A 20,466-nucleotide genomic window follows, 5' to 3' on the forward strand; every position below is an offset into this window, starting at 1 on the left:
GATTCAGCGGGCACACATTAAGTGTTCCATACCAGGTTGATACGGGTGGGCCCGGCGATGATGCTGCCGTGGAACGCAGGTGGTTGGTTCGGGTCCAGACGGAATTCGGGCAACGTTTTCAACAGCGTTTCGTACATCACGCGCAGTTCCATTCTGGCCAGGTGGGCTCCAAGACAATGATGAGGCCCGGCACCGAATGCCAGATGGCTCAGTTTGTCCCGCCGGATGTCAAATTCCTGTGCACTTGAGTAGACCGCTTCGTCGATGCTGGCCCCGGGAATGAACATCATGATGCGTTCTCCCTGAGCCAACTTGATGCCCTGGAACTCTGTGTCCGCTTTCACCATGCGGATGGGGGCGACGAAGGCATATCGGCGTAGTAATTCCTCCACCGCCTTGGGAATCAGATCAGGGCATTCGCGTAGCTCCTGCTGCAATTGGGTGTCGCTGGCCAGGTGACGGACACCGAAACCCAGCGCGTTTACCACTGTATCCAGGCCGGCGATGAACAGAATGACGCAGTAGCTGCGCATCAGGTCGAGGTTCATTGGCTCCCCCTCTAACTCCAGCGACCAGAGCATGCTGATGATGTCATCTTTGGGATGGGCTTTACGGTCAGTAATGGTCTCCCGCAGGACATCGGCAATGGCTTTCATCATCAACATGTTCTCGGACAGGTCCGGGGATATTACGGACAAATGCTGCTTCGCCAGTTCCCGATACTCCCGTTCTTTTTCCACCGGCAAGCCAAACATGGAGAGAAAAATTTCAACAGGGTAGACATCAGCAATATCGTGTTGAAATTCACAGTGCCCCTGTTCTGCAATCCCATGCACCAGGCGTTCTGCCAGTTCGCGTATTTTAGCTTCCATTGCGGCCACCGATTTCGGGGAAAACGTGGCAAATAACGGCGCTCTCAGTTTGGTGTGCAGTGGCGGGTCGATACAGATGGGCACGGGTGCCGGGATACGGTCCTCCTCCGGCAGCTCTGCCATCATGGCGTCAAAGGCTTCCGGTGAAAAATGTTCGCTGGAGAATGTTTTAAAGTCGGTCAACGCAGCGGTTACTGCGTCGTGGGACATGAACATCCAATGCCCGCCGTTGTACGGAGTCCAGAACATGGCGGGGGCCTCAAGCAACAGCTCTGCGGCGCGGGTATGGGGGTCACTGCAGTAACCTGGATCGTTGTTGTAGTCGAATTCGAAGACCAAATTCTCCGGTACGTGATCGGGGCGTTTCATCTTGCCGATATACGGGTTTTCCATAGTGGGTCCTCTGTTTAAACTCTGGGGAGTCTTACGTTGTATTCTGGCTGTCAGCTCAGGGAAGATATTCCGGTGCCGCCGCTTCCCGCAGTAAGCGTTCATCCCGGAATCTCACCAGGTCGCGAAAGCCAATCCGTTTGTACTCTGGGCGTGGTTGAATGCCCCACTCGTCCTGGGCCGTGCCGTCAGCACCCAAAGTTCGGCCTGAACCTTCGTTAGCACCGTACAAGGGGTGGGGTACCAGACACTCCGCACGGTCATCGGACCAGCGCACCTTCATCAGTTCATCGCACACCTCAGTGATGGAGAGCGTGGGCCACCCGAACCAGATCAGCAAACCCGGTAAACTGAAGGAGGCCTCCAACACCAAGGCCACCAGGCAGACGAACAACGCCCGTTTCAACCAGTTATGCATGTTGGAGAAGTGTTCTGTGGTACCCAATGGCAAATTTTTATTGTCGTCTGAGTTCATGATGTGCTTCCTGACGTCGTGTGTCTTCAGTCTGAGAAAATTTCTCGGTTCACGGTATGAAGGTATGGCAACGACAGAAACGGGGTGATATAGAAAATGTCGTACACCCACCATCCCCACACAGGAAAGGTGATGTTCGCGTAGCGGACGTCGGCATAGAAGGTCATGTTAAGGTTGTAACCAATCCATACGATCAGGCCCATCCAGCAAGTGACGATCAACCATTGTTGGCCCCAGCGTTTCATCTGCAACAACCCGATTGCTGCTGCCAGGCGCGGGCAGAAACACGCCAGGATAAGGGAGATCTCCCAGCCTTTTTCTCCTGGCGCACCGGCACCGCCCACGGCGTAGGGGCCCACCATCAGCTCGTTGTAGTGCCAGAAATAACCCCCATCGAACACCGCTCCCCAACCGGCCGTTAACACCCGGTTGATCAGGGAGTGATTGGCGAACAAGTCCATGGCCCAGCCCAGGCTGTTGAGGGAGGAATCGATAATCACGAGATAGCCGATTAATGTCACAATTAATGGCCGCACAGACAATCCAGCCTTACCCGCCTGAATCTGTAGGTTCAAACCATAGAAGAAGAGGGGAAGACCAAAGATCCCAAGAACACCCGTCCCCATTAACAGTGTGCCGGCGATCATCCATTTATCGGCACGCCATTGTGCTTGCTTGCTGTCGTCCTGATGCGCGTCGTAAACGCCAAATCCGGTTGCAGATGCCATAGGTTTTACCAATCACTCAATGAATACAGGTGCAACTGGAACAGGAATAATCCCAGCAAATACGAATACAGTAAGGTTTGAAATACGATGAGTGCCTTTTTTCGGCGGCGGTCTTGTTGTGAGATGACATTTTTACCCATGCTCAACTACCTTCATTTTTATTCTCAATTGTTAATTTCAAATTGTTATTTTCAGAACGTACCCAGCGAATCCATCAGCCAGTACCAGAACCAGATCACCAGTCCGATTGCTCCGAACGCCAACCCCAGGCGGACCATCTCAGTCCAGATCAATTCCCACATGCTTTGCTCCTTGATCTCCCCCTCGTTAGAGGGTGTGTGTCGATTGGATATGGATTCACTCTACGATCATTCTAACTGTCGCGCAAGTAAAAAATATACTTGCGGGTAAGTATAAACTGTGTGAAGATCCGGCCAATACGGTAGTCATCGTAGCCACTTAATCTGCCGGGCTGCGGTATCAAAACAATAATAAGGAGGAGAAAAGCATGGCCGGAAACAGCGGCACCCTAGCGGTGGCAAACCCAAAAAGTGCCCAAGTGACCTGGTTGTGGTGCATTGGAATGGCGGTCTGCGCATTATTGGTGGCGCCTTTCTTTCGCACCGGTTTAACCTCGGAGCGAGTGGCAAATCCTGAGGTCACCGGCGTGCCGCGTCCGGTGGAGTTTCTCTTTGGCTACCCTCACTGGGTGGATTGGGCAAACTATTTCACGGTGATTGCCATGTTGGTGGTCATTGTGCTGTGTGTGGTGTCATGGCGCCGCAACCCGGGCAACCCCAGTGTGCTGATGGCCATCGCGTCAACGGCCATCGTCTGGCAGGACCCCATCATGAACTGGGCACCTTATGCGGTGTATAACCCGGAACTCTGGCATCTGCCTGAGTGGTGGCCCTATGTCAGCCTGTCACCTACGGTGGAGCCGTTTATTGTCATTGGCTATTGCATGTTTTACTTCGGGCCCTATTTTCCCGCCGTGTGGATATTACGCCGGATGCAGGCTAAGCGTCCTATGGAGGCGTTTGTATGGCGGCACCCTCTGTGGAGTCTGGCTGGGTTGATTCTGGTGATCGGCTTTATCATGGATATGATGCTGGAGGTTACCCTGGTGCGAACGGGACTGTACATATACTCCCAAGTGATTCCCTGGGGGTCGCTGTTCGCCGGCACCACGTTCCAGTTTCCACTGATCTGGGAATCCACGTTCGTCACCTTTGTCATGATCCCGGCCGGCGTACTGTGTTACCGGGATGACACTGGGCGATCGGTGGCAGAAAAGCTGGCGCAGAAACTGAACTTCCTGCGTTCACGACCCACACTCGCCACGTTCCTGCTGATGTTCGGCGTATTGAACGTCGCATACTTCATGTACGGTGGAGCGTTTGGACTCATTCGTGCTTCCGGCCTGGCCACCGCCGTGGCTTGCCCTTACCCTTTTCCCGAAGCCAAAGTCTATGATCCCCAGGGATTCTATGAACGGGAGGGCGAACCCGGACCGTATTTCGACGGTTACTGGAGCACCTGGATGACAGGGCAGCCTGAAGGCCGGCCGGCATCCAATCCATTGAATGTGAATCCTGGTTGCGTGGGGGAGGGCTGATCATGCGAAGTATAGTGATTACCGGTGCATCGCGAGGTTTGGGATTGGCGTCCGCAGCACACTTTTATCATAAAGGATGGAAGGTGATTGCGGCCATGCGTTCGGTGGAATCGGGCATGGAGCGCTTGCGTTCGGTGACCGGCTCAAACGGAAGTTCAGACAAGCACGATCCTCGGTTGATTGGCGTAAAACTGGATCTTGCGGATTCGGAGTCCATTGCCAATGCGGCACAGTTGATACTGCAACAGGTGGGCGCTCCGGATGTGATTGTACACAATGCCGGTTTGGCGGCGGCTGGCAGTGCGGAGGAAACGCCCATGGCCGCCTGGCAACAACTGTTTGCCACCAATCTGTTTGGGCCGGTGGAGCTCACCAAGGCTTTGTTACCGGCCATGCGGGAAAAGGGTCAGGGTCGAATCGTTGTGATTTCCAGTCAGGGGGGTATCCGGGGCATGCCCGGCATCAGTACGTACTCTGCCTCGAAAGGTGCCTTGGAGCGTTGGGCGGAGTCCATGTCCCACGAGATTGCGCCCTTTGGTCTTGGCGTCACCATTTTAGTTACGGGTACGTTCAAAACCGAAATACTCACGGAACAAACCCCGGACTACGGAGATCATCACGGGCCATACGCCAAAGTCTATGAAGGCATTCATACCACTGGACGGGAGTTCGTTGACAAGAACGCATCACCACCGGAGAAGTTTGCCCAGGCGCTGGCGGCTGCCGTTGAGGACGATGCCCCCATACGCAGGCGCACTGTGGGTCCGGACGCAGCAGGATTGTATTTCATGGCGCGCCTACTGCCGGGCAATCTGGTACACAAGATCATTGCAAAAGCCATGAAGCTGCCCCGCCGCAATGCGCTTAAAGATCCGAGTTCCATAGGCCGCGTTTAAGTCGATGGACAAGCTCGATGAACTCGGTTTGCTGGCTTCGGCGTTGGCAGGAAGGCCGATACAACTGCAGCAACTGATGCAAAACAGGTTGGAGGACAAGTATCCCTCTGATGCTGCCTGGACGGATGGCCGTACACTCTATCTTCGATCCGGGAGGATGGGCGCCCCTCTGTTGCAGGAATTGTGCGTGCAGTGTGCATTGTTGGCGGCTGGCAGTCTGCATCATGAGGTGATGAAGAAGCTGCTACGCAAACCGGGCCTTACGCAGCGGTATCTTGTGGTGGAGGGCGCAAGAGCGCTTTCCCAAATCGAGTTGATTTCGCCTTGCTCTATGAGGTCTTTGTGTGGAGATCTTGCGATCCCGGAATCGGACTCTGTCTGGGGCTCGTTGGCCATTGCAACCAGTAAACGAGAGCTTCCACCCGTCCCTGACGTGTTTGGTGCGATTCGCCCCAAACAGGTGCTCAAGACATTGCAGCAGCACGGCGGCGCGATCTCCGCGGGTGTGCACGTTCCGCGGTCTGCTCCGTCGACGCCCACGACTGAGTTGATGGACGATCCTGATCGGGAAGAGGAATACGATCGAACTGCAGAGACGGATCACGACTTCTCCAGTCCGGTTGGGGGCGGTGGTGCTATCGGCAGGCTGTTGCAGAGATTGTTTTCCATGGTTCGGGATGTGAAAGGTGGGGATTCCCCGGGAGCGGATGCGGCGAGTCATTGGACCCGTTCAGGCACTCGGGCAGGTACCCGGGCCGTGTACTCGGTTCTCGATATCGATACACTGCGACATACCTCCAGCAGTGAGTCCGATGGTGGGGTAAGGACAGGAGGCGGGTTGCTTTACCCGGAATGGAATTGCCACCGGCATCGCTATCATCCAGCTTGGTGTACGGTTCAAGAGCTCGACGTCACCCTGGATCATTCAGTCACCGTGGAATGGGCGCAACAGCACCAACTGCGACGGCCTTTGCTGCGATTGGCGAGGGGGATGATGCGCCATCCTCGTCAACGCCAGGGGGATGATATCGACATTGATGCCGTAATCGAGTCGCAACTGGGAGTAGGTGCCGGCCTCCCGCAGGATGAGGCTGTCTACCTGGAATCGCAACGCCGTCGACGGGATCTGTCAGTGCTTATTTTGCTGGATATTTCAGGCTCGGTAGCGCAACCGGGTGTGGATGGCGTTGCGATCCATGAACAGCAAAGAAAGGTGGCCGCCAGCCTGCTGCGGGCATTGCATGAGGTGGGGGATCGCGTGGCACTGTACGGGTTTCACTCCCAGGGTAAGTCAGAGGTGCATTTGGCAGCGGTGAAGCGCTTTGATGAAGTGCTTGGCAGCACGGTGATGAAGCGTTTGTTCAGCCTGAAACCGGGCGCGTACTCGCGACTGGGCGCCGCCGTACGTCATGGAGTGTCACAGTTACTCGAACAGGGTGGAACACCCCGCAAACTGTTGCTGGTGATCTCAGATGGCTTGGCCTATGACCATGGCTATGAACCGGTCTATGCCGCTGCAGACGTGCATCAAGCCTTGGGCGAAGCCCGCACCCATGGTGTCGGCTGTGTGTGCCTAGGTGTGGGTTCGATGACTGAGGTGGAAGCCCTGCAGCAAGTGTTCGGCAGTGCAGCCTATGCCGTCATTCCACATCCGCAGGACATCAGCCGTTGCATCGGGCCGCTGTTTGAAACAGCACTGATGAATGCTGAAATCCAGAGGCAAATAGCTTGAATACCAAAGAACAGGTTTCCCAATATGAATATGACCAACCGTAATTTTGAGCAGCATACTTCATTTCCTTTTTATGTGCCGGTGAAAAATGAGAAAGCCGTGTTTAGGGCCGCCTATCAGCAGGGGCTGTCCATTTTATTAAAGGGCCCAACCGGTTGTGGTAAGACCCGCTTCGTCGAGGCCATGGCCAGTGAACTGGGCAGACCTCTGATCACTGTATCCTGCCACGATGATCTGACCACTGCGGACCTGGTGGGTCGCTTCCTGATGAAGGATGGCGCTACAGAATGGGTGGATGGGCCACTGACCCGTGCCGTGCGTGAAGGTGCTATTTGTTACCTGGATGAAGTGGTCGAAGCAAGAAAAGACACCACGGTTGTGTTGCATCCGCTGTCGGACTATCGCCGCCAGCTGCCCATTGAGCGTCTTGGGCTGACCCTGGACGCCGCGCCAGGGTTTTGTTTGGTGGTTTCCTATAACCCCGGCTATCAAAGTGTATTGAAGGACCTAAAGGATTCAACGCGACAGCGGATGGTGGCCATTGAGTTTGATTACCCACAGCCGGAGGTGGAGCAGAGAATTGTTGTGGAGGAGTCCGGGCTGGACCCGGAACAAGCGCAGAAACTTGTGAAACTTGCCCAGGCCATTCGTCGGATCGAAACCGGTGGTTTGCGGGAGGTGGCGTCCACCCGGGTTTTGATTGCTGCTGGATTGTTAGCGGTACAGGGGCTGTCACTGAAAGAGGCAGCCCAGGCGGCCATCGCCTGTCCGCTTACGGATGATGTGCAGGTAAGTAATGGCCTGGCAAAAATGGTTGAGGTGTATCTTTCCTGATGGACCTTCAACCTCCATTCACATTGATGGGATTTGTTGGGCTTTTGGTAGAAGACAAAGGAGGCGTTAATGGGTGCACTGATTATGCTGGGAACGTTATTCGGATTGATTGTGATTATCTTTGGATTGGTGCTCAAGTTTGATCCCCAGGCGCGTCAACATGGGTATGCTGAGGATAAACAGAACCCATGAATGAACTGACCCCCGTTTTGAAAGCGGCGATAAACTTCGCCTACCTGGGAGGCGCGTTGTTTGTGTCTCTGGGTGTGTATTTGAGTATTCGCAATCGACGCATTCACCCCTTGCTGCTGGTGTGTATTTCTGCGATATCCTTCTCCTGGATTGAAGCGCCCTATGATTGGGCCGTGTATGCCCAGTTTCCTCCCGCCATACCCCGGATGCCGGAGTGGTGGCCCTTAAACATGACGTGGGGTGGGCTACCGGCAGCGGTGCCTCCGGGCTATATTGCTTATTTTGTGCTGCCAGCGTTGACAGGTGCCTTCCTGGGGCGATACATCAGTTCGCGTTGGCAGCTCAGGGCACCGCAAACCTTGTTGGTAACGGGTCTGGTGGTGGGTTTCACCTGGGCGTTTCTGTTCAATGCGTTGTTGGGTGCGCAACTCGGCGTATTCTACTATGGGCGTGTTATTCAAGGTCTGGCATTGTGGGAGGGAACCCGGCATCAGTACCCCCTGTATGATTCCCTGGCGATGGGTGTACAGATGATGGTGTTCACTTATTTGTTGGGTCGCTTGGACAGTCAGGGTCGCAGCCTGGTGGAGATCTGGGCGGATCAACGAGCACAGAGCCCGGCAGGTGCCGCCCTGCTGTCAATCGGTGCGTTCATCGTAATTGGACACCTGGTCTACCTTTCCGTGTTTGCGCCCCATCTCATTACCAAATTGATGGGGCTGGTCACGGTGGGGCCGACCGAACAGTTGTTTGAGGGTATACCCAATCAGCCGTTATAGGATTAGTTATTGGCGGGGAACACTGTTTTCCAGTCGTCCTTCATACTGATGACCGTCCAATTGTTCTTTTTCGCCTTGTCCATCAGGTTCTGGGAAAAGTGGCCGGAACTGCTGGCGGGGAGACCGTTGGCTGGGCCATAGGCGTATTCACGCTCTTTGTCATCGTGAAAGACCAGCATCATAAGGCGGGCACCCTGACTTGCACCGGTCCACTCAAGCATCTGCTGGTCACCGTCTGAGTTGCCGAATGCTGCTATTGGACGACGGCCGATGTGCTCATTGATGGCCACCGGCTTGCCTGCTTTGTCATTGATAAAGCCGATTTCCCCTAATCGTGTCAGAACCGGGTTTCCATTCTTTACTTCATAGCGTGTCTTGATGGAGGAACCGATGACTTGCTCTGGTGGTATCCCGTACAGCGATTCCGAAATTGGACGCATGAACTCTATTCCACCACCGGACACGATGTAAGTCTTGAATTCATTGTTCCGTAAGTATGCCAATAACTCCAGCATGGGCTGGTAGGCTGTTTCGGTATAGGGGCGGTTGAACCGAGGGTGCTGCGCTTGTTGAAACCATTCCAGTACGAGGGTGGTGAAGGTATCGGTACTCATGCCGGAATGTGAAGCCATCACCAACTCCAGCAAGCCCTTTTCACCACTGGCTGACAATGTTTTCATGTCGTTTTCAAGAGCAGCCTTGAATGGTTGTTGGCTTTTCCACTCAGGATGTTGTGGCGCCAACGTTTTAACACGGTCCAGGGCAAAACTTAACTGAGTATAGACGGGTTGTTCGGACCAAAGTGTACCGTCGTTATCGAACGTTGCAATCCGCTCTGCAGGGGGCACGAAATGTTCGGAGTTTTGATCAGTGACAGTTGCAACAAATTGAAGGATGCGTGTTTTGGTCTGGCCGTCTTTCCAGGAGGGCAGGGGGTCTGAAGCCCAGGCGAAAGTGGACATTACGATCAGGATGGCAATGAGATGTATGCGTGCCAATGTTGATGTGATGATCATGATTCAATTCTCCTGTTACCTTTTTTCCTTCTGGCCATTCGACTATGTATTACCCTATACCGGCATTGTACATGTTAGATGACAAACCGGGAGGTTGGCACGCCTATGTTGGCCTCATTGATATTGGAACCACTCTACCTCAAAACAACTTCAGGAACGAGGGAATCAACATCGCATTCACCAGATCGATGAAGAATGCACATACCAGGGGGACGATGATGAATGCCAGATGTGAGGCGCCGTAACGGGTGGTGACCGCCGACATATTGGCCATAGCGGTGGGGGTTGAACCCAACGCAATACCACCAAAGCCCGCGCACACCACCGCGGCATCATAATTGCGCCCCATTAATGGAAAGATCACAAACAGATTGATCACCAGTGCCAGAATCAGCTGTGCACTCAGAATTGCCACGATGGGGCCCGCCATTTCCACCAGGGTCCAGAGTTGCATGCTCATCAGTGACATGGCCAGGAACGTACCCAGTGATATATCCGCTATCAGTGCCATGGTGGGTGTACGGGTGGGCCAGGGCATCCCGGTCAGACGCGGAAACGAGGTGGGCACCAGGTTAGTGATCAGAATGCCTGCGAACAGGCAGGTGACGAATAAGGGCAGCTCCAAACCGGTTTGTTGCAGCAGCTCATTCAGGAACAGACCCAGCACAATGCACACATGAATGGCCAGTATGCTGTCCAAAAACTGGAATGAAGTGATGGTGGGCTGGGTTCCGCTTTGTGCAGTGCCTACGTCCAGTGGCTCGGCGTGTACCGGCTTAAGGTTATGACGATGGATGAGGAATTTGGCGATGGGTCCCCCCATCAAGCTGGCCAGGATAAGACCGAACGTGGCGCAGGCCAGCCCAATCTCCATTGCGTTGGCGATCCCGTACCCTTCGCTGATTTTGGGTGCCCAGGCAATGGCGGTGCCGTGGCCGCCGATCAACGACACCGTGCCGCCGATTAAGCCCACCGGCCCCGGCTCCCCCAGCAAGCGTGCTACGGTAACGCCGGTGATGTCCTGCAAAACCATAAAACCAATGGTGGCGGTTAACAGGATGATGAGCGGCTTGCCCCCTTTCAGCAGATCCGCCAGGCTGGCATTGATGCCGATGGTGGTAAAGAAATAAACCAGAAGCAAGTCCCGCGCCTGCAGTTCAAACGTGATGGAAATGTCGAAGAAGTAATACACTATGCCGGTCAGCAATGAAAAGAACAGACCACCGCTGACCGGTTCGGGAATGCTGAACTCCCGCAGAAACCTGACTTTTTCGTTGACGCGCTTGCCAATAAAGAGAACCAGTATGCCGATGGTGAACGTAATGAACGAGCCGACCTGAAGCGAATCTTCGACCATTTGGACCACGGAAGATCTCCAGCAATGCAGATGGGTAGGGTTGATATCCGCGATTGTGCATGATCCAGGTTGCGTTAACAACACTGGCAAAACGAGGCTATTTGCATGCGGGCCGGGATCGGTGATAATCGTTGACTACTCACACCACCTGATACTCGCTGCCATGGTCGGCTTCCGATGCTCAAACTGTTTGAACGTATTTTTCCCGGTGAGAAACACATGTCCTCCAGCTACCCGGAGCAGCTGATCAAGAAGGCGGTGGAACGGACGGTGGACGCCACTGATCCCCGTGTGCGTATCCTGGGTCACTACGGAAAACAACTGCGTCCCGCGGTGCTGCATGCCATGGATCATGTGATCGGGCTGGTGGATGCCCTGGCCGCCCCCATACCCATGACACCGGCAAACCATGCCACAGCGTTATCTCTGAACGTCATGTTTTCCTCCGGTGACAGCCTGCTGGATTGTTTGCGATGGGACGTGGCCCTGCGGGATTTTCTTTCCGCTGAGGGGGTAACTGAGGGCTCGGTGTTTGCGCTGTTGATGGCTAAACCGTCCCGCCGTCACATTTTCGGCCATGACCTGATCGAAGGCAAAATGATGAGTGACGTTCCCCTGACGGTGATCAGTTTTGATGACCATCGACTGGTGGGGTTGGCCAGGGATGAGGTGGAAACCCGCCGCATTTTGAAATGGCGGGCTTTTGATTACATTTTGGTGACAGCGCTCAACGCCGTGACTGAGGCTCAGACCCTGCGCACCGGGTTGAAATCCCGCAAGCAACTATTAAAGGCCAAGCTTGATATCCTTAATCGCAGTAGTGGTAAACCATTGCAGGGTCCACTGGGGCCTGAAAAACAAAAGATCCAGGAACGCATGGCGCAGGTGGAAGCGGAGTTGAGTGACATCGGGGCTGAGGATACGGTTCTGCATCAACACCTTGAATTGATTGGCCGAACGTTGCTGGCCTCTGATCAGCATCTTTTTTGTAACCCGGAAACCCTTTACATCGACCCTATGCAATACCTGCGTGATGCAAGTCACCCCAAGGCTCGGGCCGTACCGGTGCAGTTATTGCATGATGCCCAGGGGGCTCAATGGGCGATCCAGCTGGTCAGCATACCCACTGATTGCATTGCTGAACTCAGGTAGCGCAGAATGTAGCACTGTGTATGGGGAGTCTACTCAACAAAGCACCCCCGTAAAGAGTCTGGGTAAGGGATGTGGTTGAGGGTTGAGGGTTGAGGAGGTGGTTGGGGAATGGGAATGAGCGATCAAGACAACAGCGATCATGAAAATCATGAACATGGGCCTGATGCTGTAACAAAAGTTGAAGCAGGCGCCAAACGCAAAAGCAAATCCAAAAAGCGCCAAAAGAAAAGTGATACTGCATCCCCCCTCAGCCGCAAAGCATACCTGAAGGCGCTGCGTGGCCTGCACGAGGAACTGGTCAAACTGCAGCTTTGGGTGAAAGATAAGGGCCTGAAGGTAGCCATTGTGTTTGAGGGTCGCGATGGTGCTGGCAAAGGGGGCACCATCAAGGCCATTACTGAACGGGTGAGCCCCCGGGTGTTCCGGGTGGTGGCGCTACCTGTGCCCACAGAAAAAGAAAAAACCCAGATGTATATGCAGCGTTACATACAGCACTTTCCGTCGGCAGGGGAGGTGGTGATCTTTGACCGTAGCTGGTATAACCGGGCAGGCGTTGAACGGGTAATGGGGTTTTGCACAGAAGAGCAGGCTGTCAAATTCCTGGAGGCGGTGCCCCTGGTGGAGCGTGCCATGGTGGATTCTGGCATTATCCTGTTAAAGTACTGGCTGGAAGTCAGCCCCGAGGAGCAGGAACGGCGGTTGCGTGATAGGATCGACGACGGTCGCAAGATCTGGAAGCTCTCACCGATGGATTTGAAATCCTTCGACTGTTGGGATGATTATTCCAAAGCCCGGGATGAGATGTTCCAGGCCACCGACACCGCCTGGGCGCCCTGGTTCGTGGCCCGCTCTGAGAACAAGAAGCAGGTACGTTTGAATGTCATCCGTCACATATTGGACCACATACCCTATGAATCACTGCCCAGCAAAGAGCTAAAGCTTCCCAAACGTAAGATCGGGCGATATAAAGAGATCAAATACCCGTTTCGTTGGGTCCCGGAGAAGTACTGATTCCTGGCCATTTTGATGTACCGATAGATCCCTAACCACTCACCGTTCACCCATGTCGAATCATGACGAATAAGGAAAGCCGCGATGAATGAACACAGCAAAGACGAGCAGGGCACCATACTGGCATTGCTACAACGGCTGGAATCCCAACGTATACCCAGATTGTTGGAGATTCTGGAGAACGTGGAAAAGGGCGAAGTGCTGGCGGATCTGGAGATCAGCTATCTGGAAAACGCCATGAAGGAAGCCAGTGACAACCGGCAGCACATCAGCAAATACCCGGAGTATCAGGATGTGGCGGTCAAGCTGGTGGAACTCTATGAGAAGATAACCGCAAAAGCCCTGGAGAATCAGAAGGCCAAGAAATAGATCCACACCCAGTATTCGGGCGCTTTATCGGAGCCGCTATCCCATGCTTAATTACGACTCGAAACGTCCCATTGATTTTATTGTGAGTGTGGGCCTGATTCTGATCCTGGCGGGGCTGTGTTACCGGATCTTATCTCCGTTCTGGGGGTTGTTGGTGTGGTCCATGATCCTGGCAACGGTGTTGTATCCCCTCCATCAACGTATTTCCAGAGCGTTGGGGGGGCGACACGGTTGGGCTGCCGGCTTGATGGTGCTGGTCACATTTGGGTTGGTCGGGGTGCCGGTTGCCCTCTTATCCAGCTCACTGGCGGATTCCATCGTCTGGCTCATCGATAATGTGCGGAGCAATTCCCTTCATATTCCCATGCCCCCCGAGCAGCTGAAAACGCTCCCCCTGCTGGGTGAAAAACTGTTTGATGCCTGGGTGCTGGCATCCTCAGACCTGCCGGCGCTGATTCACCAAATGCAGCCCAAGATTGGCGAGCTTACCCGCAGTGCATTGTCCTACGTTGCGGATCTGGGCAGCGGTATCCTGATGTTTTTTGTTTCATTCATCGTTGCTGCCATCATGATGGTGTTTGGCAGCAGCGCCTCTTCATTGGGCCGCTCCCTGGCCGAGCGGGTGGCTGGCACTGAACGGGGCGCGCGGTTCTTGAATCTGGCCACCACCACTATCCGTGCCGTGGCGTTGGGCGTGATCGGTGTGGCCGCGCTGCAGGCATTGATGATCGGAACCACCGCATTGGCCTTCGGCATCCCCGGTGCAGGGGTGCTCTCCATTGTGGCGTTGGTTCTGGCCATTATTCAACTGCCGGTGTCATTGGTGACGTTGCCCCTGGTGGCCTGGGTTTGGTTGGGTGGAGAATTTGGGCATATTAATGCCATCGCCATTACCATTTTGTTGCTGTTGGCCGGGCTGATCGATAACTTCCTGAAACCGGTGTTTCTCAGTCGTGGTGTTGATGCGCCGATGCCTGTCATTCTGCTGGGTGCGCTGGGGGGAATGATTACCTCTGGCGTACAGGGTATGTTCGTGGGTGCAGCCGTTTTGGCCATAGGGTATCAGGTGCTTATGGGCTGGCTGCAGGAAGGTTTGCCTGTGCCCGCCAATCAACAACCAGATCAACAACCTTAAACTCATACAAAAAAAGCGAAAACAGGATATGTATGAAAACCTCACCTTGATTGGTGGCTTTCTTCTGGTCTACAGCCTGGTGGCCGGAGGTGTTGAGCGCACCCGGGTAAGCGGCCCCATTATTTTTACCGCATTCGGGTTGTTGATTGGTCCGATGGTCTTCGATCTGCACAGTATGGAGATTGATGGAGACGTTATCTGCAGTCTGGCGGAAGTCACCCTGGCGGTGGTGCTGTTCACCGATGCGGCCGGTGCGGATGTCAGGATTCTAAAACGGTTCGGTGGGATCCCCGCCAGAATGCTGTTGATCGGGCTCCCTCTTACCATCCTGTTGGGTGTGGGGGTCGCGGTGTTGTTGATCGAGGATCAGCCCATCCTGCTGTTGGCGCTGCTGGCCACGATGCTGGCGCCCACCGATGCGGCACTGGGCAAGGCTGTGGTCAGCAACAAAGCCATTCCCAGTGAAATCCGGGAAAGCCTGAACGTGGAAAGTGGTCTCAATGATGGCATCTGCGTGCCTATACTGTTGGCGTTTCTGGAGTTGGCCCATGGGGCATCGGGAGAAGCACAACCTTTAGGCTTGGTGGTCAAACTGTTAGTGGAAGAAATCGGAATTGGCCTGGCGGTGGGCCTTGGGGTTACCTGGATCGCCGTCAAACTGTTCCGCTCGGCGCAGGTGCGCGGCTGGTCAACCAAAACCTGGATGCAACTGTCAGTGGCCGCGCTGGCCATCACCTGTTTCTCCCTGGCACAGTATCTGGGTGGCAGTGGTTTCATCGCGGCATTTGCGGGGGGCCTTCTGGTGGCCTTCATGGGTCACAAGCACGCCAAAGTGATGCATGAAGAGGTATTGGTCTCGTCAGAAGGTGCCAGTGACGCGCTGGCACTGGTGACCTGGGTGTTGTTCGGCTCGGCAGTGGTGGGGCAACTGGTGGAACATCTCACCTGGCTCATTCTGTTGTATTCAATATTGAGCCTCACGGTGATTCGCATGGTCCCGGTATTCGTTTCGCTGTGGGGCAGCGGTGTGGATACGGAGGGCAAATTGTTCCTGGGCTGGTTTGGTCCCAGGGGGCTGGCCAGTATTGTGTTCATGGTGCTCATCGTCAACAGTGGCATGCCGGACACCGGACCTTTGGTTGCCACCGCCTCCTGTACAATTGTTCTCAGCATCCTGGCCCACGGCATTACGGCCAACCCCTGGGCTCGGGGTTATGCACGCCGACGCTCCAAGGTGAAAGCCTGAACCTATGAGCACTTGCTGCCAACAAGTAATAACCGTGGGGCCAAAGCAAATGATTGGGTTGAATCATCTTTGCTTGTGGCTACGTACTCTTGGCTGCGGTCTAAGTTTCGTGTTTTATCTGCTGATGGGGCTGTCCTCCTTGGCCCTGGCTGCAGAGGCCGAAGTTGGTTCCGAAGACAAGGCCCCCTCCATGTTTGAAGGGGAGGACGGCCAGTTCGACGTCAGTGGTTTTCTGGATCAGGCCTATGGCTTTCTTCCGGTGATGATCCCCATCACCGAGCCTGCTGTGGGCTACGGCCTGGCCGCTGGGGTGATGTTCATCAGTTCGCCCCTGGGCAGCGCCACTGAGTTGAAACGCCCCAACATCACTGCGGTAGGGGGAATGAGAACCGAAAATGGAACTGAAGGCCTGTTCACCGGGGATATTCGCTATTGGATGGATGGGCGGTTGCAAACCCTGGTGGGTTACTTCGATGCTTCTGTGAATCTGGATTTCTATGGTATCGGCAAGAACGACGTTCTGGCCGATCATCCCCTTCGCTATAACCTGGACCCCAGACTGGCCATTGGCCAGGCCAAGTACCGATTGGGCGATACCCGTATATGGGTGGGGCTGGGGTACGCCTATGCGGATATCGACGTAAGTTTTGATGTGTCGGGCGACGTGCCCTGGTTGCCGCCCTTTGACAGCAATACCAAGATCGCCGGACTGTTGCCTTCCGTGAGCTATGATACCCGGGATAACGTATTCACGCCGGTCAAGGGCAGTTATCTGGAATTGTCCGGTGGCTGGTTCGGCCCCAATCTGGGTGGTGACGATGAGTTCCAGCGCCTGAAATTGCTCGGCTTGCATTACCGTCCGCTGAGCTCGGACTGGTTCCTGGGGTTGCGCCTGGATGGCACCGCGAGTTTTCAGGAGCCACCGTTTTATTTGCGGCCCTATATCAGTCTGCGGGGTGTGCCTGCCATGCGCTACCAGGGTGATGAGGTGGCACAGGTTGAGGCGGAGCTGCGTTGGCAGTTGTGGAATCGCTTCAGTGTGTTAGGGTTTGCCGGCGTTGGGAAAGCCTGGAGCCAAGCGGAATCCCGGTTTGAGGGCAAGGGGGATGACAGTGAGCATGTACCGGCCGGCGGCTTCGGATTCCGCTATGAAATTGCCCGCAAATACGGCATACATGTGGGAATGGACTTTGCCTTCAGCGAAGATGAAGAAGCCTTCTACATTCAAGTGGGCAGTGCCTGGTCCCGCCCCTGATGCCAACTGAGTCATACCCAGATTGAATCCGTTTTCCCGAGTCTTGCTTATTACACTGCTGGTTACCATGCCGCTGACCGGTGTGGGCGATATTGCCGATGATCTGCTGCAGCGCCGCACCAACGCAGTGTTGGCGGTGATGGGCTATTCAGTGGTGCCGGACGTCACCACCAGTACGCTGTCCATCACCAATACCGAATCCGGTGACCCACAAATGACGATGAGCCAGCTTGCCGGGGGCTTTACCATCAGTCGGGATGTTCCGTTGTATCTGGAGGGAGGGGTGGCCTACAGTCGTTACGATCCCACCTTTGCCTATACTGACGGTGCGGAAACCCGGGACATTCCCCTGAAGTGGACCAGCTTTATGGTCACCGCTGGCGTGGGCTGGGATTTCAGGATTCGCAAGAATCTGGTCATCCGTCCCATTGCGGATTTTGCCTATGGCCATCTGGAAAGTGATGTTTCCATCGCTGGCCGCTATCTGGATTATGTGAAAGATAAAGAGTTCGAGTTTTTGGATGGGGGCAAACTGGATGCGGCCGGTTACGGTGGTTCCATTATGTTGGACTATGAAGATTACCAGCCAGCACGGGATATCGACATCGAATGGCGTTACAACTATGTCGTGCTGGAAAACTACCAGTCCACCGGCGATTTTGTCGATGGGAAAAGTGATGCCATCTCCACCAATCTTTATATGCGATGGCGGGTGCCAAGTCGATGGCAGCTGTTAGGTCGGCCCTTTCGGTACGTGTATGAGGGGGCCCATTCGACGTTCTTCGGAGATCAGGTGGAAGTGATTGGTTTCGACCACTTGACCTCCCTAGGGTTGGGTGGGGAGCTGGACACCAGCGCCTATGACATCATCGTCTCAAGAGTGCGCCTGGTGTTGCGATATCGTTTTGGGGATAACGTCCGCGGCCATGCTGTGGGGCTCGCAGCCAGTTTTTGAGCGTGTGGCTTGCAGAACAAAAAACCAGACCAAGGCCCCAATCTCTCAAACCTTCTTCACGAATTCCGATTTCAACTTCATCGCCCCGATCCCGTCAATCTTGCAATCGATATCGTGATCGCCTTCGACCAGGCGGATGTTCTTCACTTTCGTTCCCACCTTGACCACCAGGGAACTGCCTTTTACTTTCAAATCCTTGATCACGGTAATGGTGTCACCATCCTGCAAACGATTGCCGTTGGCGTCGTTCACCATCAGGCCATCGTCAACCCGTTCTGACTCACCGGCGACCCACTCATGTCCGCACTCCGGACAAACCAGCATGGTGCCGTCTTCATAGGTATAAGTTGAACTGCATTGGGGGCAAGGGGGTAGTGTGCTCACGAATGGCTCCGCTGGGGTGGAATGTGATGGTTGATTGTGAAGGTCGGGTGACTGATCCGGCTATTTATCCGTGTTGAGCTGCGCCCGGGTGGCGTAATCCACGCCGTGCTTGTCCAGATAGTCTCGAATAAGCTGGCGTACCACCTGGGAAGGAGTCAAATCCTGGGCTGCACACAACTGTTCAAAGGCGGATTTTTTGACTGGATCTATGAGCACCGTCAGGCGAGCAGTCTTGCTTTCCATGTCGAAACCTTTGCTGTCAGTATGATAATGCCATGATAATAACATTATCATTGTAAAATAATAGTATTATAATCAGACTTTGTGATGTTGTGGAGTTCACCGCAATGCCCAACCGTGCCCACTTGTTTTCGTTGCGAATCGCCCATGCCATGCGGGAGAGCTGCCTGCAGGAGCGCTACGGTCTGGACCGGCTGCGCAAGGATGCCTTGGCGGGGGTGGCGGTGGGTATCATTGCGATTCCCTTGGCCATGGCGTTGGCGATTGCCAGTGGAGTGGCGCCGCAGTATGGGTTGTACACCGCCATCGTGGCCGGGTTGGTGATTGCACTCACCGGTGGCAGCCGCTTCAGTATCTCTGGCCCTACGGCGGCGTTCGTGGTGATCCTGTACCCCGTTGCCCAACAGCATGGCTTTGCCGGCTTGCTGATGTCCGGTCTTCTGGCGGGCTGCATTATGGTGGGCATGGCGCTGCTGCGTCTGGGCCGTTATATCGAATACATCCCCGAACCGGTCACCCTCGGGTTTACTGGAGGCATTGCCATTGTCATTGCCACCCTGCAGGTCAGGGATTTCGGCGGACTGGCGATCGAGAAGATGCCGGAATCCTATCTGGGGAAACTGTTCGCCTTGGCCGCCGCGATACCGGACGCATCCTGGGCCAATTTGCTGGTGGGGGCGGTAACGCTGCTGACCTTGCTGGTGTGGCTGCGCGTCAATAAGGCGGTGCCGCCCCATTTACCGGCGGTGGTCATCGGCAGCGTGCTGGCCTGGGGCCTCAGTCAACACGGGGTCTTCGTGGATACCATCGGAACCCGTTTTCACTATGAGCTACCCGATGGCAGCATCGGTAACGGCATCCCACCTTTTGCGCCGCATCTGGACTGGCCCTGGTCTTATCCCGGGGCTCAGGGCGTGCCATTTGAGCTGTCTCTGTCCACCATCGAGGCCCTGTTGCCCGGCGCGTTTGCCATTGCCATGTTGGGCGCCATCGAATCCCTGTTGTGTGCGGTGGTGTTGGACGGCATGACCGGGAAGCGTCACAGTGCCAACAGTGAATTGTTGGGGCAGGGCATCGGCAACATAGTCACCCCGTTCTTTGGGGGGATCACCGCCACCGCCGCAATTGCCCGTTCTGCCGCAAACGTCAAAGCCGGTGCGCAATCGCCCGTCGCTGCATGCATCCATGGGATGGTGGTCTTGGCCGCCATCGTGCTACTGGCACCCCTCTTGGCCTATTTGCCGATGGCCTCCATGGCGGCATTGTTATTGATGGTGGCCTGGAATATGAGTGAAGCCCCCAAAGCCTTGCACCTGCTCAGAACCGCGCCAGCCGGGGATGTCCTGGTGTTCATCACCTGTCTGTCATTGACGGTGCTGTTTGATATGGTGATCGCCATCGCGGTAGGTATCGTGCTGGCTTCTCTCCTGTTCATGCGCGAAATCGCCACCATGACCCAGGTGAAAGACATCACCCGTAAAACGGCAGCGCTGCCCGATATTTCCGTTCCGGATGGATGGCAGGTTTTTCAAATCAATGGGCCCTTGTTTTTTGCCGCAGCGGATCGGGTGTTTGGTGAGCTGTCGCAGATGGTGGCCGGTGTGAAAGGCGTTGTACTGTACATGGATGCGGTGCCCCTGCTGGATGCGGGTGGCCTGTCGGCGTTGCAGAAGTTTCTCGCCCTGTGTCGTAACCAGTCGACTCAGGTGGTCATCACCGATCTGCAGTTTGCGCCCCTGCGCACACTGCGCCGCGCAGAACTGCAGCCGGTTCCCGGCGCACTGGCGTTCGCCAGTACGCTGGAAGAGGCCCTGAAATCCACATCATAAA

21 protein-coding genes are annotated in these 20,466 nt (G+C 55.0%); 14 read left to right on the forward strand and 7 right to left on the reverse strand.

What is annotated here, in order from left to right; all coding sequences use genetic code 11:
* Positions 1-17 precede the first annotated feature (17 nt).
* From D9N14_RS11795 to D9N14_RS11805, 3 genes are read right to left on the reverse strand one after another with little or no spacing between them, the layout of a single operon-like run.
* On the reverse strand, positions 18-1,265 hold the full coding sequence (locus D9N14_RS11795) for a cytochrome P450 (RefSeq protein WP_290579845.1): 1,248 nt from the start codon (positions 1,263-1,265) through the stop codon (positions 18-20).
* Between the two features lie 55 nt (positions 1,266-1,320).
* A complete protein-coding gene (locus tag D9N14_RS11800; protein WP_290579847.1) occupies positions 1,321-1,737 on the reverse strand; it encodes a hypothetical protein in 417 nt (138 codons plus the stop codon).
* A 26-nt stretch (positions 1,738-1,763) separates the two neighbouring features.
* Positions 1,764-2,465, reverse strand: a complete 702-nt coding sequence (locus D9N14_RS11805; protein WP_290579849.1) for a hypothetical protein — start codon at positions 2,463-2,465, stop codon at positions 1,764-1,766.
* Positions 2,466-2,973: 508 nt separating this feature from the next.
* Between D9N14_RS11805 and D9N14_RS11810 the strand changes: the two genes are divergently transcribed.
* The 6 genes from D9N14_RS11810 to D9N14_RS11835 all read left to right on the forward strand — a co-directional run bounded on the left by D9N14_RS11810 (position 2,974) and on the right by D9N14_RS11835 (position 8,516).
* Positions 2,974-4,083: a spirocyclase AveC family protein gene (locus tag D9N14_RS11810; RefSeq protein WP_290579851.1), complete on the forward strand. Its 1,110-nt coding sequence runs from the start codon at positions 2,974-2,976 to the stop codon at positions 4,081-4,083.
* A gap of 2 nt (positions 4,084-4,085) precedes the next feature.
* Positions 4,086-4,979 (forward strand): SDR family oxidoreductase, encoded by an 894-nt coding sequence (locus D9N14_RS11815; RefSeq protein WP_290579853.1) that lies wholly within the window; start codon positions 4,086-4,088, stop codon positions 4,977-4,979.
* A 433-nt stretch (positions 4,980-5,412) separates the two neighbouring features.
* The gene (locus D9N14_RS11820; protein WP_290579855.1) at positions 5,413-6,711 is read left to right on the forward strand and encodes a nitric oxide reductase activation protein NorD; all 1,299 of its coding nucleotides are present in this window, start codon (positions 5,413-5,415) and stop codon (positions 6,709-6,711) included.
* A 24-nt stretch (positions 6,712-6,735) separates the two neighbouring features.
* Positions 6,736-7,545, forward strand: a complete 810-nt coding sequence (locus D9N14_RS11825; RefSeq protein WP_290579857.1) for a CbbQ/NirQ/NorQ/GpvN family protein — start codon at positions 6,736-6,738, stop codon at positions 7,543-7,545.
* Between the two features lie 69 nt (positions 7,546-7,614).
* Positions 7,615-7,737 (forward strand): hypothetical protein, encoded by a 123-nt coding sequence (locus D9N14_RS11830; protein WP_290579859.1) that lies wholly within the window; start codon positions 7,615-7,617, stop codon positions 7,735-7,737.
* The gene (locus tag D9N14_RS11835) at positions 7,734-8,516 is read left to right on the forward strand and encodes a spirocyclase AveC family protein (protein WP_290579861.1); all 783 of its coding nucleotides are present in this window, start codon (positions 7,734-7,736) and stop codon (positions 8,514-8,516) included. The genes D9N14_RS11830 and D9N14_RS11835 overlap by 4 nt, the downstream gene beginning before the upstream one ends.
* A gap of 2 nt (positions 8,517-8,518) precedes the next feature.
* Here the strand turns inward: D9N14_RS11835 and D9N14_RS11840 are convergent, their stop codons facing one another.
* Complete coding sequence (locus D9N14_RS11840) at positions 8,519-9,532, reverse strand: HAD family hydrolase (RefSeq protein ID WP_290579863.1); 1,014 nt, start codon at positions 9,530-9,532, stop codon at positions 8,519-8,521.
* A 139-nt stretch (positions 9,533-9,671) separates the two neighbouring features.
* A complete protein-coding gene (gene gltS, locus D9N14_RS11845) occupies positions 9,672-10,889 on the reverse strand; it encodes a sodium/glutamate symporter (protein ID WP_290579905.1) in 1,218 nt (405 codons plus the stop codon).
* 219 nt (positions 10,890-11,108) lie between these two features.
* Here gltS and D9N14_RS11850 point away from each other — a divergent pair, with 219 nt between their 5' ends.
* The 7 genes from D9N14_RS11850 to D9N14_RS11880 all read left to right on the forward strand — a co-directional run bounded on the left by D9N14_RS11850 (position 11,109) and on the right by D9N14_RS11880 (position 18,012).
* The gene (locus D9N14_RS11850; RefSeq protein ID WP_290579865.1) at positions 11,109-12,041 is read left to right on the forward strand and encodes a hypothetical protein; all 933 of its coding nucleotides are present in this window, start codon (positions 11,109-11,111) and stop codon (positions 12,039-12,041) included.
* A gap of 114 nt (positions 12,042-12,155) precedes the next feature.
* On the forward strand, positions 12,156-13,052 hold the full coding sequence (gene ppk2 / locus D9N14_RS11855) for a polyphosphate kinase 2 (RefSeq protein WP_290579867.1): 897 nt from the start codon (positions 12,156-12,158) through the stop codon (positions 13,050-13,052).
* An 84-nt stretch (positions 13,053-13,136) separates the two neighbouring features.
* The gene (locus tag D9N14_RS11860) at positions 13,137-13,421 is read left to right on the forward strand and encodes a hypothetical protein (protein ID WP_290579869.1); all 285 of its coding nucleotides are present in this window, start codon (positions 13,137-13,139) and stop codon (positions 13,419-13,421) included.
* Positions 13,422-13,464: 43 nt separating this feature from the next.
* A complete protein-coding gene (locus D9N14_RS11865) occupies positions 13,465-14,556 on the forward strand; it encodes an AI-2E family transporter (protein ID WP_290579871.1) in 1,092 nt (363 codons plus the stop codon).
* A 28-nt stretch (positions 14,557-14,584) separates the two neighbouring features.
* Positions 14,585-15,802, forward strand: a complete 1,218-nt coding sequence (locus D9N14_RS11870; protein ID WP_290579873.1) for a cation:proton antiporter — start codon at positions 14,585-14,587, stop codon at positions 15,800-15,802.
* Positions 15,803-15,911: 109 nt separating this feature from the next.
* Complete coding sequence (locus D9N14_RS11875; protein ID WP_290579875.1) at positions 15,912-17,057, forward strand: BamA/TamA family outer membrane protein; 1,146 nt, start codon at positions 15,912-15,914, stop codon at positions 17,055-17,057.
* A 67-nt stretch (positions 17,058-17,124) separates the two neighbouring features.
* On the forward strand, positions 17,125-18,012 hold the full coding sequence (locus D9N14_RS11880) for an autotransporter domain-containing protein (RefSeq protein WP_290579877.1): 888 nt from the start codon (positions 17,125-17,127) through the stop codon (positions 18,010-18,012).
* 45 nt (positions 18,013-18,057) lie between these two features.
* Here D9N14_RS11880 and D9N14_RS11885 read toward each other — a convergent pair whose 3' ends face one another.
* Complete coding sequence (locus tag D9N14_RS11885; RefSeq protein WP_290579879.1) at positions 18,058-18,396, reverse strand: zinc ribbon domain-containing protein YjdM; 339 nt, start codon at positions 18,394-18,396, stop codon at positions 18,058-18,060.
* A gap of 60 nt (positions 18,397-18,456) precedes the next feature.
* Complete coding sequence (locus D9N14_RS11890; RefSeq protein WP_290579881.1) at positions 18,457-18,639, reverse strand: CopG family transcriptional regulator; 183 nt, start codon at positions 18,637-18,639, stop codon at positions 18,457-18,459.
* Between the two features lie 104 nt (positions 18,640-18,743).
* On the opposite strand from D9N14_RS11890, the gene dauA reads away from it, so the two are divergent.
* A complete protein-coding gene (gene dauA / locus D9N14_RS11895; protein ID WP_290579883.1) occupies positions 18,744-20,465 on the forward strand; it encodes a C4-dicarboxylic acid transporter DauA in 1,722 nt (573 codons plus the stop codon).
* The last annotated feature ends 1 nt before the right edge of the window (position 20,466 follow it).

Origin of the sequence: Ketobacter sp. (genome assembly GCF_003671495.1) — a bacterium.
Lineage (GTDB): Bacteria > Pseudomonadota > Gammaproteobacteria > Pseudomonadales > Ketobacteraceae > Ketobacter.